Below are 17,266 nucleotides of genomic sequence, written 5' to 3' on the forward strand. Positions count from 1 at the left end.
AACTTAAAGTTCGGTGCTTTTTTTTACCATGCTCAAAAACGAGCGGTCTTGAACACGTTCCTCAGCTACGATTTCCGCACGTTCCTTCTGCTGATCTTTCATGTAGTTTTCAAATACTTGAGCGTACTCTTTCGATTGTTTCATTTCATCCGGTACTATCAAAACGCACATTGCTAACTCCTGTTAATGTTCTATATCTTTTGTATGAGTCTAGTAGAACAAAGGATTCTGAAGTTGCAATGAATAAATTGTGGCGAATTATGGCAATTGCAACTTTTGAGGGGATAGCGCTAGGATTGGGTTACGAAAAAGGCCCGAACTTGTCGGGCCTTTAAGTTTTTATAGCTTTAAAATCAATTACTTAATCAAACGCTGACTACGTTGCACTAGAATCTGCAATTCACGTAATGCCACCGAGAATTTAGCAAACTCATGGCTATTGCTTTGTTTGAAGTCAGTAACCATTTCACGCCAGCGTAACAACAGATCTTCATGCTCCGATAGGAAGTGCTTGATTCGCTTCTCAGGCGTTTTGAATTTAGCGGTTAATGGTAATACCGCCTCAATCAAGTCGCGCTGCTGGTTATCAAGCTCTTCACGGAAAGCCGAACGAGCAAATGCTTGCCAGTGATTACCCACCGGTTGAGCAATAATCTGGTTCAAGAACCAGTGCAATTCGATTTCTGCGCCCAGTTTATAATAAACTTCAGCTACCGTTAGAATTGGCAGCTTGAACTGGGTTGCAAGCTCAATAATGTCCATAGCTGAGAACATAGTACTTAGGTAGCTAACTTGTCTCGCAAGCTTCTCAGGAACGCCCTGCTCAACCAGCTCTTGTACTTCCTTCTCGATGCCTTTAGCTTCTTTAGCTTCAAGCGTCTTATGAACGTTCTTTTGTAGCTCAGCAACACCTTTGCTGAAGAACTCCACAACTTCTTCAATCGACTGATCTTTACTGCGATTACGTACAAACCAGCGAGTCGCACGACGCACAATACGACGAGCTTGGAACATCATGTTGGTCTGAACATTAGCTGGAACTTTATTATCCAACGCTTCAATGCTTTCGAATAAGTCAGTCAGGTGGAAGGTTTCCTTAGCCATCACATAGCACTGCGCAACCTCACCAATATTCGCACCCACTTCATCGATAACACGGAACACAAAGTTAGTACCCATGAGGTTAACCATCTCGTTCGCTAAACACATAGAGATGATTTCATCTTTTAGCGGATGCTTCAGCATGTGCTCAAGATACTTCTTACGCAATGGCTTAGGGAAATACTCTACCAAATAGCTTTCGAAGTAACTGTTTTCGGTTACGGCTGGAATACACAATGCATCTTTAAGCTCCATTTTGCCGTAAGCCAACAGTACCGCTAACTCAGCACGAGTTAAGCCCTTACCGTTCGCTTCTCTTTCGATTAGCTCTTCGTCCGTTGGCAAATACTCAAGCGCACGATCTAAACCAATCGATTTCTCTAAACCGTGGATAAAGCGCATATGCTCTTTAACCATGGTTGCTGCACGAGTTTCGGTCACGCTAATTGACTGTGCCTGACGATAATTGTCTTTAATAACGATATCAGCAACTTCATCCGTCATGCGGGCTAATAAGTTATTTCGACGTGCCTGCGTTAGGTCGCCGTTAGTCACCACGCCATTTAGCAAGATCTTAATGTTAACTTCGTTATCCGAGCAGTTCACACCACCAGCGTTATCGATAAAGTCGGCGTTAGCACGGCCACCGTGTTGCATATATTCGATTCGGCCTAAGTGAGTACAACCTAAGTTACCACCTTCACCAATAACTTTTACCTGCATGTCTTTACCGTCAACACGCACAGCGTCATTCGCTTTATCGCCAACTTGGAGATGTGTCTCTTTGCTCGATTTAACGTAAGTACCGATACCACCGTTCCAGAATAAGTCCGCCTTCATTTTCAGGGCAGCATGAATAAACTCTGTTGGTGATAGCGATTTAGCTTTAACGCCAAGCATTTCTTGCATCTCAGGCGTTAAATCAATCTTTTTTGCACTTTTCTCAAAGACACCGCCGCCTTTTGAGATTAGTTCTGGGTTGTAATCATTCCAACCCGAGCGTGGTAGATTAAATAAACGTTCACGCTCTTTATAACTGGTCGCAGCATCCGGATTAGGATCGACGAAGATGTGCATGTGGTTAAAGGCAACTTGCAGTCGAATATGCTTCGATAGCAACATACCGTTACCGAATACGTCACCTGACATGTCGCCACAAGCTACTACCGTAAAGTCTTCGTTCTGACAGTCGATGCCAATTTCACGGAAGTGCCTTTTCACTGACTCCCAAGCACCACGAGCAGTAATACCCATGCCTTTATGGTCATAACCATTACTACCACCTGATGCAAAAGCATCACCTAACCAGTGGCCATACTCTTCTGAGATACCGTTTGCGATATCAGAGAACGTAGCTGTACCTTTATCTGCAGCAACAACTAAATATGGGTCCGCGTCATCATGGATAACCACGTCTCTTGGATGAACTAGCTTGTCGTTGACATAGTTATCTGTAATGTCGAGTAATGCACGGATAAAGATTTTATAGCACTCAACACCTTCGGCGAAGAAAGCTTCACGTCCGCCAGTAGTCGGAAGTTGTTTACAGACAAATCCGCCTTTAGCACCGACAGGAACGATGACTGAGTTCTTAACTTGCTGAGCTTTTACCAAGCCTAGAACTTCTGTGCGGTAATCTTCACGACGATCTGACCAACGCAAACCACCACGAGCCACTTTACCGCCACGTAGATGAACACCCTCGATACGAGGTGAGTAAACAAAGATTTCGTACATCAAGACAGGCTTTGGCATGTCCGTGATGACGCTAGGGTTCAGCTTGAACGAGATGTAACTCTTATCCTTACCATTTTCATCGGCTTGGTAGAAGTTTGTTCTAAGTGTTGCCTCAATAACCTCAATATATTTATTGATGATTTTGTCTTGATCTAGGCTTTCAACATTCTGCACATCTTTCAGAAGCTGGCTTTTCTTAAGTGCATACTTGCGCTGGCTAAACTCTTCAGCTGGGTTGAACTTTAAGTCGAATAATTCATACAAACCTGTCGCCAATTCTGGGTATTGGGAAAGAGTCTGTTCGATATAAACCTGACTGAAGGTAAAGTTAATTTGCCACATGTACTTGGCATACGCGCGCAACACAGCAACCTGACGCCAGTCTAAGCCCGCAGCAAGAATTAAGCGGTTAAACCCATCGTTTTCACTTTGCTTATACCAAGCTTTGGCAAAGGCTTTGTGGAAGTTGGCTCGCACCTCTTCAACATCAATTTCTGCTGCGTCGTAGCGAACATCAAAGTCGAGAATTCGGTATTCACCCAGTAACTCAGACGACACCTCATAAGGTGTTTCATCAATTACCGTGAGCCCCATGTTCTCTAACATTGGCATTACCGCTGACAACGGCATTGGCGTGTCTTTATGGTATAGCTTGAAACGTAACGACTGATCGTCACCGGAGCGATACAAGAACATACCTAGCGGCCAATCGTCGCTTAAGTTCTCGATATTCTCGATATCGATCATGGCTGAGTTGACGCTTTGCTGATTCTGGAAGCTTGGCGCGAATGCTTGGCGATACTTTCTCAGTAATACCGCAGCTTCTTCACCATCATATCGCTTGTTAATTTCATCAGTCAGCATCTCTTCCCAAGTCAGCGTCGCTTCTTCTAACTTTTCCTGTAACTTATCGAGGTCGTATTCAATCGACTCTGTATTCTCCACAGGTACGCGGAAGTGAGTTCGCACTAGGTTTGATTCAGAGAAATAAGTGGTAAACTCAATTTCACCTTTACTATCAAAGGTTTCTGACAAGATGTCTGTCATCTTCAAGCGAATACGCGTGTTATAGGTATCACGCGGCACGAATGTCAAAACCGAGAAGTAGCGGCCGAAAGGATCCCGGCGTACAAAAGCTCTAACCTGACGTCGTTCTTGAATATGTAAAATTCCAAGCACTATGTCTAGAAGCTTTAATGTAGGAATTTGGAATAACTCATCTCGTGGATAAGTTTCCAAAATGTTTCTTAACGCTTTGTAGTCATGGCCACCCGGCTTAAGTTTCGACTCGGTAAGAACATTGTTAATTTTCTTACGAAGAACCGGAATGTTTTGTGGGTCCATGTTGTACGCGGCTGACGTGAACAAGCCAAAGAAACGATGCTCACCAATCACTTCGCCTTTATCGTTAAAGCGCTTCACACCGATATAATCAATGTGGCTCGAGCGATGAACCGTCGATAAAGTACTGGTTTTGGTCAGCACTAAAAGATGCTCGTTCGATAAGGCCAGCTTTTGTGCGCCTTTTGGTGAGCGTGATAAATAGTATTCAGCATATTTGCGCTCGTCGCCCAAAATACCAAGGCCAGAGCCTTTAACTGATTTTAAATAATATTCATTATCTTTATTTTTCTTCAGATCGTAGGTGCGAGCGCCCATCATCACGAAATGGTTCTCTTTTACCCACTGTAAAAAGTTTACGGTTTCTTCGATACGATCTTCTCGCAAAGGTGGCGGGTTATTTTCAAGCTCAGCAATAACATCAACCATCTTTTGGCGCATCGGCTTCCAATCAGAAACTGTTGCTCTGACATCACCTAAGATTCGAACCAAATTTTTCTCAATACGCTGCATTTCTTCAGCATCGATCAGGCGATCAACTTCAAGGTACATCGGCGTTTCGATGTTTTCGCCTTCTGAGCTGCACTTATCATAAGACACGTCGACTTTAGAGATACGACCTGTTTTTGTACGCTTAATGAACATCGGAACATGGATGTGTAAATGTACATCAATTCCATGTCGATTCAGTTCCATACGAATCGAGTCAACTAAGAACGGAATATCACGGTGGTTTATCTCAATAATGGTATAGCGCGACTCCCAACCGTCTTCTTTCTTGTCGGGATTAAAAACTCTTACTTTGCTGGCTCCATCGAAATCCTGGATAAAGTTCCATAGACTCGATATGGAGTTAAAAAACTGTGTGGGACTACGCTCACTAAACTCGTCTTCAGAGACACTTGAGTAAATTAATGAGGAGAATTGTTTAACAAGCTCAGCTTGTTGCTTTGAATAATGCTTTTCAGAGAGTTGTTGGACCATCTCCAACAAATTTGAAGAGTTATTTACACCGGCCATTGTCCTGTCCAAGAATAAAAAAGTATGGGTTAAATAACGTTTTTTAACGTTACCCAATTCTAGGACATTTGAGTAAGAAATGGCACCTTAATTTGCATTAAGATGCCTTTTTTTCAACTGCTTCTACCAGTTAGGATGACTTTATCTTCTGTACAATAAACAGGCTAATGCAGGTAATAAGAAAATTGCACCTAACATATTCACTAAGAACATGAAGGTTAGCATGATTCCCATGTCTGCTTGGTATTGTAAAGCTGATAAAATCCAAGTACTTACGCCAATCGCTAAGGTTAAACCTGTAAATAATACAGCGTTACCGGTTAACTTTAAGGTCTCGAAGTAAGCCTCAGAGACCGAGCGGCCTTCACGAATGAAGCCGACCATGCGCGAGAAGATATAAATACCATAATCCACACCAATACCCACACCTAACGCAATAACAGGTAATGTAGCGACTGTTAGGCCGATTTCGAGCCACGTCATCAGCGCTTGTGCCAGTAAAGAAACCACGACTAGTGGTAAAACTACGCAAATAGTGCCACGAACAGAGCGGAAACTGATTAAGCACAATAACGTTACCGCTAAGTAGACCCAGATCATCATGGGTACTTGGGCTGCTTCAACCGCTTCGTTGGTTGCTGCCATTACGCCAACCGCACCTGTAGCTAAACGGAACTTAACGGGTTTAAAGCCACTTTCAGGTAACTCAGCTTCAAGCGCCGATGTCACAGTATTTAGCTGAGAAGCTTCAATATCGCCTGATTCAGCTAACTTTTCATCTAAGAATGCCACTAACGTCGGGCGCTCAGAATTCTCGCCATAATCGAGCTCACTGTACTCGTTTAGTAACGGATCGAGTACTTGCTGTAACGGCTCAAGCTCTTCTTCAGAAACTGCGCCTGCTACAATGTCGTACACGGCTGCTTTTTCTTTGGCTAGGTAATCCGCTTGGAAGCTTTTCGCCGACTCTACGACACGCTCGATAGTTTCTGCTTTGTGGTCATTTAGGAAGACCATGACTGGCATTACGCTACAGCCAGAATTAAGCAGACCGGTGCTAGTTTCGACTCGTGCAATAGTATAAGGCAGTACCGCTTCGTCTTTCGGCAATACTTTCCACTTTAGATTACCTTCGCTTAACAGACCATTCACAACTTTTGAGACCTGTGGCAAGCTTATTGTGGACTGCACACCTTGTACATTCGCTAGCTGCCATTGGAAGTCATCAATGGTTTCCATAATGTTGTAATAGGTACAACCGTCAGTTTGTGTTTCGGCTAAGATAGAAATCACATCAGTGCCGATCGAGTATTCCTCTGTCACAAACTTTGTATCGAGGTTATAAGTCGAGTTTTGCTTCAGGGCAGGTGCGCCAGCATGAAGATCGCCCACCTTCATGTTTTGTGAGCCCCAGTAACCTACTAAACCAAGCAGAATACCAACTATTACCACGATTAACGCCATTGGACGTTTAGCAAACACGCTTAACTTATGCCACAACACTTCGTGTGACTTTTCACGCTTCTGTACGCCTTTAACGAAAGAGTCTGAAAAGCTGGTGTAAGAAATCAGAAGCGGCAATAAAATCAGGTTGGTTAGAATTAGTACCGCAACACCAATACTTGCTGTAATAGCTAGCTCGCGAATAATGTCGATTTCGATTAATTGTAAAGTTAAGAAACCGATGGTGTCACTTAATAGCGCCACACCGCCTGGAACGATCAGGCCAGCACAGGCTGCTATCGCAGCATCATATACTTTGAAACCTAAGCCGACATTGTGCTGCACGCCGTTAATCATCTGAACGCCATGGCTAACACCAATCGCGAAGATTAAGAAAGGTATAAGGATCGACATAGGATCGATACCATAACCAAGCGCAGTCAAAATTCCTAACTGCCACACTACTGCAACGCTGGATGTTAATAGTGGCAATAGAGTGAGTTTAATCGAACGCGAATACCAGAAGACCAGTAATGCTGTGATTAGGAATGCAATCAGGAAAAAGAAGATAACATTGCCTGCACCATCGCTGACATCACCAATCATTTTCGCAAAACCAATAATATGGACTTCGACGTTTGGATATTCCGCTTCAATATCGCGGCGTAGTTCTTCAAGCTGATCCGCGACTTCTACATAGTTGGTCTGCACCATTTGCGAGATGGCTTGGCCGTCAGCGTCTAGCTTCAATTCTGCTTTAGGATCGTTATATTCGGAAAATAACTGTGCCGAGATCATTGCCGACTTAAAGTTATTAGAAACTAATCGACCACGAATGCCTGCTTTTAAAATATTTTCTTTTACTTTGTCGAAAGCTTCAGTTTTATCTGCCTGTTCAAATTCAGGTGGAATAACTGGCCCACCCTCTAGGCCTTGCTCGCTCGCTTCAATATAGCGTACTGAAGGTGAATAAAGTGATTGAACTTGCGATTGGTTAACGCCTTCAATTCCTTCTACGCGGTCATCAGCGACTCTTAGAGCTTCAAAAAACTCTTCGGTAAATATCTCGCCATCCTTAGATTCTAATGCGACAAAAACTCGGTTTGCACCGCCAAATTCTTCCTGATACTCAAGATAAGTCTGCATGTACTCATGCTTTAGAGGAATATTTTTTTCAAAACTCGCATCAATTCTCAGCTGAGACATGAAATAAGCCATAATAGCGGTAACTATGGCGAACAAAGCGACCCACAGACCGCGCTTTGAAAAAAGCAAAGACTTTACTAAAGGCTCTAATTTATTTTTTGACATTATATTAACCTTCTACTGTTGTGCTTTGGTTTCAGCTTTCGACGATGACCTTACACCACCCTCGCCAACAATAATAAACTGTTCGTTCGCAACCTCGATAAGTGCAGCGCGTCCTTTAAGATCGGAGCGTTTGCTTACTTTTGCTGCTTTGTTATTTTTAGCCGACTTCTCAACCATGACACCACCAGTACCCACTAACACCAGGTTGCCAGCAGCAGTTATTATCATGTCGTGTAAACCAGCTTGCACGCCTAATGGAACCTTTGCCCAGTTGGCTCCGCCGTCTTTGGAGTGGAATAAGTTACCACGTAAGCCATAGACATAAATGTCATTCGCTTTTACAGTAATTCCAAAGAAAGACCCCTCATAAGGCGAGTATACTTTTTCCCAAGTACGACCTGCGTCTTTGGTGACAGCAATCATGCCTTTACTAAATTCATCGCCATAGTCATCGGCTTCGGCAATATATTTTTCACCGGCGATATACCAAGTATCCGCATTTAGCTTTTCGATGTCATAGAAGTGGCTAAAGCCATCATAAACGTCGCTCAGGCTGTCTATTTGGCGATTTTCCCAGGTTGCACCGCCATCTTTAGTTTCTAAATAAAGTCCATAAGATCCAACGGCGGTGATAGTGTCTTTCGAGTTATAGATGACGCTAAATAATGCTGGCTGCAAGTTGGACACTTCTTGATGGCTAACGGTCCAAGTTTCGCCTGCATCTTCTGTTAGGAGAACTGTTTGGTCAAAACCAACTGCAACACCATGATTCTCATCCAGAAAATCTACAGCTGTTAAATTAACATTAACTGGCACTTCTACTTGTCGCCAGTTTTGGCCTTGATCTTCCGAGATCAGGATATGACCTCGCTGGCCAACGGTAAGTAACCTTTGTTCACTTACTTTTACGATATCAAGCAATAAGGATTCTACCGCTTTAGGTGCGATTACAGCAGGCTCACCATAAGATATAGGTGCCGCTAGAATGATGAAACTAATTATTAGAGTTTGAAGGACATTTTTCATTGTTTTGATATTTCTAGACGTTTAAGGCAAAGCGGCCGGTGAGCCCGGCCGCAGATGGATGTTTTATCGACGACCAATACGTCGTAACGCCGAAGGCGTAAAGTGAGAAGCGTTGTACTTGACTTCGAAGTCATACATTTCTTCTTGGTTGTCTAAACCAATTACTAGATAACGACCTGATGGTAAGTCGTAGTATGTTTCCAAAGTTGACCATAGAGTCGGTACTTCGTAGTAATTAATCGGGTAAGCTTGCGCTACACGCCATAATTCACCGCGTTGATCGTACATTTCTTCAGCGACGATTTGGTAGCTGTCTTCATCAATATAGAACACACGCTTAGCGTACTGGTGACGCGTATCGTCTTTAATATCCGCTTCTAGAACCCATACACGGTGCTTTTCGTAACGCACTAGGTCTGAGTTGATAACGCCTGGTTTGATGATTTCATCATACTCAAGTTCGTCAGAGTGAAGTTTATAGTTGTTGTATGGAATATAAACTTCTTTCTTGCCATTGATGGTCCAGTTGTAACGATCTGGAGCACCGTTGAACATATCGAAGTCATCGGTAGTTCTTAGACCATCAGAAGCCGTACCTGGAGCATCATAAGCTACGTTTGGTGCACGACGAACACGGCGCTGACCTGGGTTATAAGTCCAAGCTTTACGAGGCTCTTTAACCTGATCCATTGTTTCGTGTACCAACAACGCGGTACCAGCTAATCGTGCTGGCGCGCTTACTGTTTGACGGAACAAGAATAGAACGTTGCCTTCTTCCAACTTTTCTGGTGTCATGCCAGGTTCGTTGTAGATATGGTGCAACTGATCTTCAAGTTTAACCAAAACGAAGTCACCGTCAGGTAGTGGTGCTGCCTGAGCAACATTACGCATAACAGAAACACCACGGTAACGTGTCAATGAGTTCCAAATCAGCTCAAGCCCACTTTGTGGGAAAGGGAATGGAACACCGATTGAAGCTCCTTTAATACCGTTACCACCCTGCACTAGCTCAGCTTTTGAAGCATTCGCTTTAATCGCATCATAAACGTGTTGTGGGAATGATGCTGAACGTCGCGTTGGGTAAACGTGCATTTTGAAGTTTTCAGGATACGTTTTAAACAGTGCAACCTGACCTACCGTGAGGAAATCTTCATATTCTTTATAGTTTGAAGCGGTGATGGTAAATAAAATCTCATCATCCGCAAAAGGATCTGGATGATGGTCACCAACTTCATAGCCTTCTGGCAATTCTTGGATACCGCCAGTCCAAGCTGGGATAGAGCCGTCTTCATTACCAGCGCGCTCAGAACCCATAGGAGTGTATACGTCACCTCCAAGCTCTGCCGCCTTTTCTTGTGAAACTTTTGCAGTTGCCACACCAGAAAAGAGTACCGAAGCGACTGCGCTCGCTAATAACCATTTATTCATTATCTTAGCCATAAACTGTTAATACCCTTATTAGAATGAGTAACTTAGTGCTGCTGAAACATAATCACGGTCAGCAATTAAGTTTCTTTTTCCAGCGCCAAAGAATGCGTTGTATGCGAAATCAACTTTCCAACGACTTTGATAATCAAAGCTCGTACCTATGGCAAGAGACTTACGATCTTCCAAGAAGTTCGAAATTGGCGCAGGAGTATTACCTTTCACATCATGCTGGAATACCAAACGTGGCTTCATGTTCCAGCCTGCAAATGCATCGTTATATTCCCAACGCATCGCTAGACGGTAACCCCAAGAGAAGTCATCAGCAAAACCTGTTGAGTTGCCTTCACACTCGGTCGTTACACGTTGTCCGTTGCTAGGATTTGTAAATCCACACGGCGTGCTACCAGGAGGTGCTAATTCGAACATACCACCAACAGTACCATTGCCATTCGCATCGACAGCTCGATCTGGGTTGCCTGAACGGAAAGTACCTTCCGCTTCATAGCGCAAGACGCTCTTATCGGGCATGTCTAAAATTTGGTTTAAACCAACTTCTAGTAGGAATACGGTTTGATCCGAGCCCCACATTGAACCTAATAAGTTCGTAAAGGTCATTTGCGCCTGAATAGTGTCATGCAGACGGTAACCTGAAATTTCATCACCTAAACCATGGCCATTCGCAACCTGACTCGTGCCGCTTGGAATTTGACCAATCGGTTCTAGAGTCGCAAACAAGAGTTCGACATCATCAACTTGAAGTGGTTCATCGATACGGTAAGAGATTTCACCGGCAACTGAAACACCACCGTCTGTCGCAGTGTTAAAGCTCATACCGAGCATTTGAATGTCTTCTGGATATTCCAAGAAACCATAAACTGTACCCGTATTATCAGCTGCGTTAGCAGAGATAATCGGACGACGGTTGTGGTAATTCATGTAATAGAAACCTAGTTCGGTGCCCATTTCCGTGAAATAACCAAACTTCACACCATACTGGCCATCGTCGTCAGCAGTGCGAGAATCTTTACGGATAGCCACAGTGCCTGGTTGGCCTTCTGGGAACTGCGCGAAACCTAGGTGTACTTCTGAGCCTTTCAAGCCTAAGAAGTCACGAGTCGCAAAATAGGTTCCTGGCTCGTCTGTACGAACTGGCTCCCACTCAAACTGATAAAAGCCTTCTAGAGTCCAGCTGTTACCCGCTTCGCCAATCCACTCAGCAGAAGCCCACAACATTTTTGAAGGAATGAAAGCTTCTTTTAATTCTGCGCCTGGATTTCTTAGCGTTCTTAAATCAACCGCGTTTGCTTCTGACAAGCTGTGCTGAATGAAAGTACTTTCACCCCAGCTAACAACCTGCTCACCTAAACGTGCTTGAACTACGCTGGTGTCGCTTGGATACCAAGTGCTCCACACATAAGCGTCAAGCATACGCGCGTCGTAACCCTGCTCTTTTCTACTAGTTGTTTCGCCAGCAGCATAAGCGCCGTTAGGATAGGTATCTAAATCACGGAAGCGCATTTCTTTGTCCATTAGGACTCGGTCGTAATACCATAGGCCACGAGCAAAAATACCGTAGTCGCCATCTTTGTGGCGCATATCGAATTCGTGCGTACCTTTGATAACTTGAGAGAAGAAATCGCCTTTATTAAAGTTTAGATTACCGTCATCAGAGTTATTCGACCAAGCACCGTCTGGAACGATTCCTGAGCCGTATAAAGTAGTCACCGACTGGCCTGTTTCTTGCTGATAAAGATTTGCTTTACCAACGAGCGCACGATCACGCTCTTCAACACGCATACTGGCGCCGACTGAGATAGTTGTGTCTAAGTTATACTCAAAATTTTCACTGTCCCACCCCACAGCATTAGATGCAGTGGCGGCTAACGCTAAAGATACGCCAACGGCAATCTTAGATAAGGTCATAATAGATTTATTACTATTCATACAATTCCTTCCCCCATCGACAGGAATTAACTGTTTATTACATTATTCGGAAGCGGCTTTCCATAAGACGTCATACCACTTGTTAATTGGCATACTATCAATAATTTCTACTTTTAAGCAAGAAATATAACATTGATTCATTTTTTGCAGGTTATTCTTAGCGTTACTCGGATATTAAAACGCTTTAAGTTGGAGTGGGCCTAGCTTGATTGAGGGTATTGAAAAGAAGAAGGTTCCAAGCAGAAACGCTTGGAACCCATGGAGCTTAATCAATGGTTGCAACAAAAATCCCTTTAATACTTTTTTGTATGGTTTGTACCGTTTCTAGAGAGTTCAGAACTCCTAGTTCAGGCGTCACCTGATGCATCTTTATGGCCAAAGTATAACCAATTACTATCAAAGCTATATAGAGACAAACTCTAGTAACCTGTTTACTTGATTTTCTGTTATAAGTCATAAAACCTCCTGTTGCGGTTGCTCAACCCGTTCTTAAAACGCTTCGTCACGGAAGCGACGGATATAAATTGCGGCTGCAATCATTGCCGCACCAAGGATCAATCCTGTCCAAAAGCCCGTATCCTGAAACTGCTGGCCAAAGGTTAGGAATTCAAACTCATCAAAGATTGGCAAGTCATCCTCAATTTCAGCTCTCTTTTGTGAGAACTCTCTGGCCAGAGTATTAAATGGTGCTACTAATGCCTGCACCACACCGAACATTTTTTCACCGAAAAATGTTGCGACGCTGGCAGTTTTAAAAATCATACCTTCCGCGATAATGACCAACACCGGAGGTACAGTCGCCACCAAAAACGGAACCTTTTTTGTCCAGCTTGATATCAGTAGCAAATATCCAACAAATGGAATAGCCCAAAGCATTGCCATGTATAGGGCGGCAAACTGATACATCGCAACCTTAAAGAAGCCTGAGTTTGCCCACAAGGCACTCCAAGCGTCCACGCCAGATAGCCATGCAAACACAGTTCCAATGATTAGCATCAACAAGTTAGTTCCGATGATAATTAACCAATATATAAAGGGTGCAACCAATGTTACTGAGGCGAGCTTCGACAGCACTGTTTGTGAGTCAGAAACTGGCATCGACTTCCAGAACAAAATACTTTTGTCTTTGCGGTCGTCGTATAAAGCACCTAAGCAGTAGAAAAAACCGACAATCGCTAACACCATGTAGTAGCTATAAACGCCTGAATAGAGTGCGCTTTGGGTGGCGAAGGCCTTTACATCTGCGTCTACCGAAACGTCATACAATTTAAATAAGTTGCCTAAATCATGTGACCCAAACTCAGCAGTTTGAATACTGCCTGTGGAGGCTATAATCAATCCTAGCAATGCTGTAAACACTGAAATCCCTGTGATGACAAGTGGCACCCATAAAAAGCTGGTTTTGCTTTCCCAATATTCACGTTTTAATAAAGTTATGAATGTATTCATGCCACTTCTCCTTCCGCAGCCGTCTGGCTTTTAGCTTCGCCCCTCATTTTGGCAACAAATAAGTCCGCTACGCTTGGCTTTCTCACTTTCCCCATCTCTTCTAACTTGGCTCGCTCAACGCCATTAAATAAACACACTTTTTGGCCAAACACTTCGCGTACATTCATAGGGTTTAGCGCCAATGCGGCTTCTTCAAATTCTTTTTCTACCATGACTTCAAAGTATGACTGGCCTACCGCGTCCATACTGTCATCAAGTACGATCTGACCATCTTGTATAAAGACTAAATCGCTTAAAATATGCTCGATTTCCTCGACTTGGTGCGTGGTGATGATTATGGTTCTTTCGGAATCGAAATAATCATTCAGTAGCGTCTCGTAAAACGACTTTCTGTATAAAATATCGAGGCCTAGCGTCGGCTCATCCAGAATCAATAAATCCGCATCGATAGCCATAATCAAAGCCAAGTGTAGCTGCGCGACCATACCTTTCGATAATGCTTTGACCTTGCTCTCGCGCTTAATTTTGGTTTCCGACAGGTATTTTTCGCACAGCTCACGGTTGAACTTAGGGTGCACTCCTTCGACAAAATCAATCGCCTGACTCACCTTTATCCAACGTGGTAATACTGCAACGTCAGCCACGAAGCAGACTCGCTTCATTAACTCGTCGCGTTGTTTATGCGGATCTAAACCCAGAACTTTTAAGTCACCAGAGTAAGTGGTTAACCCTAATACTGCTTTTAGCAGCGTGGTTTTACCGGCGCCATTTGGCCCAATCAAACCAAGAATTCGACCTTTTCCGAGCTCAAAATTTACATTGCTCAACGCTTTAAAGTTGCCGTAAGACTTATTAACGTTGTTAGCAGAAATCACATTAGTCATTTTCAGACTCCCCTTTATCGAGTGCTTCCAGCAACTCTTCTTTTGTAATGTGTAAACGTTTTAATTTTCTTAGAAGCGCAGGTAATTCTGTTGTTAGAAACACTTCGCGCTCCTGCTGCAATAACTTTTCTTTTGCTCCATCGACCACAAACATACCCAATCCTCGCTTTTTCACCGCCAACTGATCATCTACTAATAGTTGATAAGCTTTAGAGACGGTAATTGGATTCAGCTGGTATTCTGCCGACACCGTTCTTACCGAAGGCAAAGCTTCACCTTCTACTAAATTCCCTTCGAGAATCATGTTCTGTACACGATCTCTCAGTTGGAGGTAGATTGGCTGTGAGTCATCCCACTGTATTTGCATACCATCGTTACCTTTTCATCTCAGCCAAACTCCCTTCTTAAGGGATTTCAGCCTGTCTAAGTGTCAGTACAACGCTGTATCACTACAGTAATCTAGCACTGTGTCATACCGATATGGTGTTATACTTACATATAACACCTAAGCAGTAAAGCATTTTTTGTATTATTTTTACTCAGCAGAGCATTTAGAGGATGAATATCCAGTAACAGAAGCGTAAACTGTGCGCCTAAGTTTAAGAGTTTCTAATATAAGTAATGAGCCTACACAGTAATAAACACTTACGATACACCGCTAACTTGATATTGCTTTCACTAACCGTGTTATGCGTCGTTGGATTATTGCCAGCGAGTTACGCTCTCGCTGCAGGCCTAGTGTGGGGTTGGTTCTTTTCTGGAGCCCGCAAGCTACCCGTGGGCTCATGGGCCGGCTTATTACTCAAAATCGCCATTGTCTTGCTCGGCTTTACCCTGCCCTTTGGCGATCTTGTGAGCAATGCTGGTGATAGCTTCTGGCTCACCGTGAGCGTTATTGCCACAGCTATTATCGTTGGCTTATTACTCGGCAGACTGTTTAAGCTCGATAACCACCAAAGCTGGCTTATCAGCTCAGGAACCGCAATCTGTGGTGGTAGCGCAATTGCAGCCGTCGGCTCGTCAATCAAGGCCGATCAAAAACAAATGGTCATTTCGCTAGCCGTAGTCTTTCTATTAAACGCGGTAGCTCTGTTTATCTATCCTGCGATAGGTCAGTGGCTTGAATTAAGTCAGCAACAATTCGGCATTTGGGCAGCGCTTGGTATCCATGACACCAGCAGTGTTGTCGGTGCAGCATCGGTCTATGGCGAAGAGGCTCTTGAGGTCGCCACCACCGCGAAACTGGCGCGCGCTTTGTGGATTATTCCGGTCGCTATAATCGCGTCTTTCGCCGTCAGCTCAGGCAAATTCAAACTAGCCATCCCACTATTTATCGTATTCTTTTTATTGGCTAGCGCCATTGGTAGCTTTATACCCCTAGAAACCGCAGCACCCTACATCAAGGATGCAGCCAAGAATCTATTTGCATTAAGCCTGCTATGGATGGGCACTAGCCTCAATAAAGCCGCAATAAAGGCTATCCCTATTAAAGCCATGCTACTTGGTTTAATCTTATGGCTATTATTATCCATTGCGACCCTGTTGGTGGTTTTTTACTTCTTCTAAAGGATTAACCCTAGACTATGTTTGCTTTTCAAGTGAATCCACTGAATCGGCATGGCGATATCCGCCACCAAGATTCTTTTATTGAGCACATTTGGCAGAGTGAGCAGGCGCATTACTTGCCCGTTTATAAACAAAGCATAGCCACTCGGACCAATGCTTCGACTTATGCTCCTCATTGGCAAAGCTATAGCGAGCTAACCGACCTAGTTCAGTCAGTTGATAAAAAACACCTGATATACCTAGGTGAAAAGAATGGTGAGCACTTCTTTACGTACCGCCTAAAAAACTTATCGACATTAGATAAACTACAAAAAGCAACACCAGAGTCAGAGATTGAATTATTAGGACTACGAGAGCTTTTCAAGTGCCTTTCAGCCGAAGATTCGTATTTGTGTAATGTTGCGATAGCCATGGAGCATTGGCACAACACCCACCAATATTGTGGTTTTTGTGGCAGCGAAACCTTTTCACACAAAGCAGGATTCGTTCGAACCTGCTCAGACAGTAAATGCCAACAAGAGCACTTCCCTCGCACTGACAGCGCAGTTATTTGCGCCATTACAAACAACGACAAAATTCTTTTGGGCCGACAAACGACATGGCCAGAAAAGCGCTACTCCGTCATTGCTGGCTTTGTCGAACCAGGCGAAACCTTAGAGCAAGCGGTAGCTAGAGAAGCTTTTGAAGAAACCGGCTTAAGACTGAGCAATATCAAGTATTACCAATCCCAACCTTGGCCTTTCCCACAATCCCTCATGGTGGGTTTTACAGCGGAAACAGATGACCACGAGATTCAATTACGAGATCAAGAGTTAGAAACAGCAAAATGGTTTAGCCGCGACGATATCAAGAATCTAATAGAGCGTAGTGAACTAGAGCTCCCTTCTGCTTTTTCAATCTCCAGAGAGCTAGTAGATCAATGGCTTAGAAGCAGCCCAAAGTAAAATTTACATTTATGAGACGCAAAAACTTGAATTGCGTCACACTTTGGAGTAAGACTATAAGTAATGGTTAAA

At 43.7% G+C, this 17,266-nt stretch carries 11 protein-coding genes; 2 read left to right on the forward strand and 9 right to left on the reverse strand.

Features of this window, described 5'->3' with window-relative positions:
- Positions 1-3: 3 nt before the first annotated feature.
- The 9 genes from DL796_RS01060 to DL796_RS01100 form a co-directional block, all read right to left on the reverse strand.
- A complete protein-coding gene (locus DL796_RS01060; protein WP_170114195.1) occupies positions 4-171 on the reverse strand; it encodes a hypothetical protein in 168 nt (55 codons plus the stop codon).
- A 186-nt stretch (positions 172-357) separates the two neighbouring features.
- A complete protein-coding gene (locus DL796_RS01065; protein ID WP_227592920.1) occupies positions 358-5,163 on the reverse strand; it encodes an NAD-glutamate dehydrogenase in 4,806 nt (1,601 codons plus the stop codon).
- 177 nt (positions 5,164-5,340) lie between these two features.
- Positions 5,341-7,953 (reverse strand): efflux RND transporter permease subunit, encoded by a 2,613-nt coding sequence (locus DL796_RS01070; protein ID WP_110199141.1) that lies wholly within the window; start codon positions 7,951-7,953, stop codon positions 5,341-5,343.
- 12 nt (positions 7,954-7,965) lie between these two features.
- Positions 7,966-8,979: a WD40/YVTN/BNR-like repeat-containing protein gene (locus DL796_RS01075; protein ID WP_110199143.1), complete on the reverse strand. Its 1,014-nt coding sequence runs from the start codon at positions 8,977-8,979 to the stop codon at positions 7,966-7,968.
- 63 nt (positions 8,980-9,042) lie between these two features.
- Positions 9,043-10,419, reverse strand: coding sequence for a DUF1329 domain-containing protein (locus tag DL796_RS01080; RefSeq protein ID WP_110199145.1), 1,377 nt, complete (start codon positions 10,417-10,419; stop codon positions 9,043-9,045).
- Positions 10,420-10,437: 18 nt separating this feature from the next.
- Positions 10,438-12,351 (reverse strand): DUF1302 domain-containing protein, encoded by a 1,914-nt coding sequence (locus tag DL796_RS01085; protein WP_110199146.1) that lies wholly within the window; start codon positions 12,349-12,351, stop codon positions 10,438-10,440.
- Positions 12,352-12,840: 489 nt separating this feature from the next.
- Positions 12,841-13,800 carry a hypothetical protein gene (locus tag DL796_RS01090; RefSeq protein ID WP_110199150.1) on the reverse strand — a complete coding sequence of 320 codons (960 nt, stop codon included), beginning with the start codon at positions 13,798-13,800 and terminating at the stop codon, positions 12,841-12,843.
- Positions 13,797-14,684 carry an ABC transporter ATP-binding protein gene (locus DL796_RS01095; RefSeq protein ID WP_110199152.1) on the reverse strand — a complete coding sequence of 296 codons (888 nt, stop codon included), beginning with the start codon at positions 14,682-14,684 and terminating at the stop codon, positions 13,797-13,799. The genes DL796_RS01090 and DL796_RS01095 overlap by 4 nt, the downstream gene beginning before the upstream one ends.
- Positions 14,677-15,051: a GntR family transcriptional regulator gene (locus tag DL796_RS01100; RefSeq protein WP_110199154.1), complete on the reverse strand. Its 375-nt coding sequence runs from the start codon at positions 15,049-15,051 to the stop codon at positions 14,677-14,679. The genes DL796_RS01095 and DL796_RS01100 overlap by 8 nt, the downstream gene beginning before the upstream one ends.
- 254 nt (positions 15,052-15,305) lie before the next feature.
- On the opposite strand from DL796_RS01100, the gene DL796_RS01105 reads away from it, so the two are divergent.
- Both DL796_RS01105 and nudC read left to right on the forward strand, forming a co-directional pair.
- Complete coding sequence (locus tag DL796_RS01105) at positions 15,306-16,250, forward strand: YeiH family protein (RefSeq protein WP_110199156.1); 945 nt, start codon at positions 15,306-15,308, stop codon at positions 16,248-16,250.
- A gap of 17 nt (positions 16,251-16,267) precedes the next feature.
- Positions 16,268-17,194 carry an NAD(+) diphosphatase gene (gene nudC / locus DL796_RS01110; RefSeq protein WP_110199158.1) on the forward strand — a complete coding sequence of 309 codons (927 nt, stop codon included), beginning with the start codon at positions 16,268-16,270 and terminating at the stop codon, positions 17,192-17,194.
- The last annotated feature ends 72 nt before the right edge of the window (positions 17,195-17,266 follow it).

It is taken from the genome of Kangiella spongicola, assembly GCF_003194565.2.
Classification (GTDB): Bacteria; Pseudomonadota; Gammaproteobacteria; order Enterobacterales; family Kangiellaceae; genus Kangiella; species Kangiella spongicola.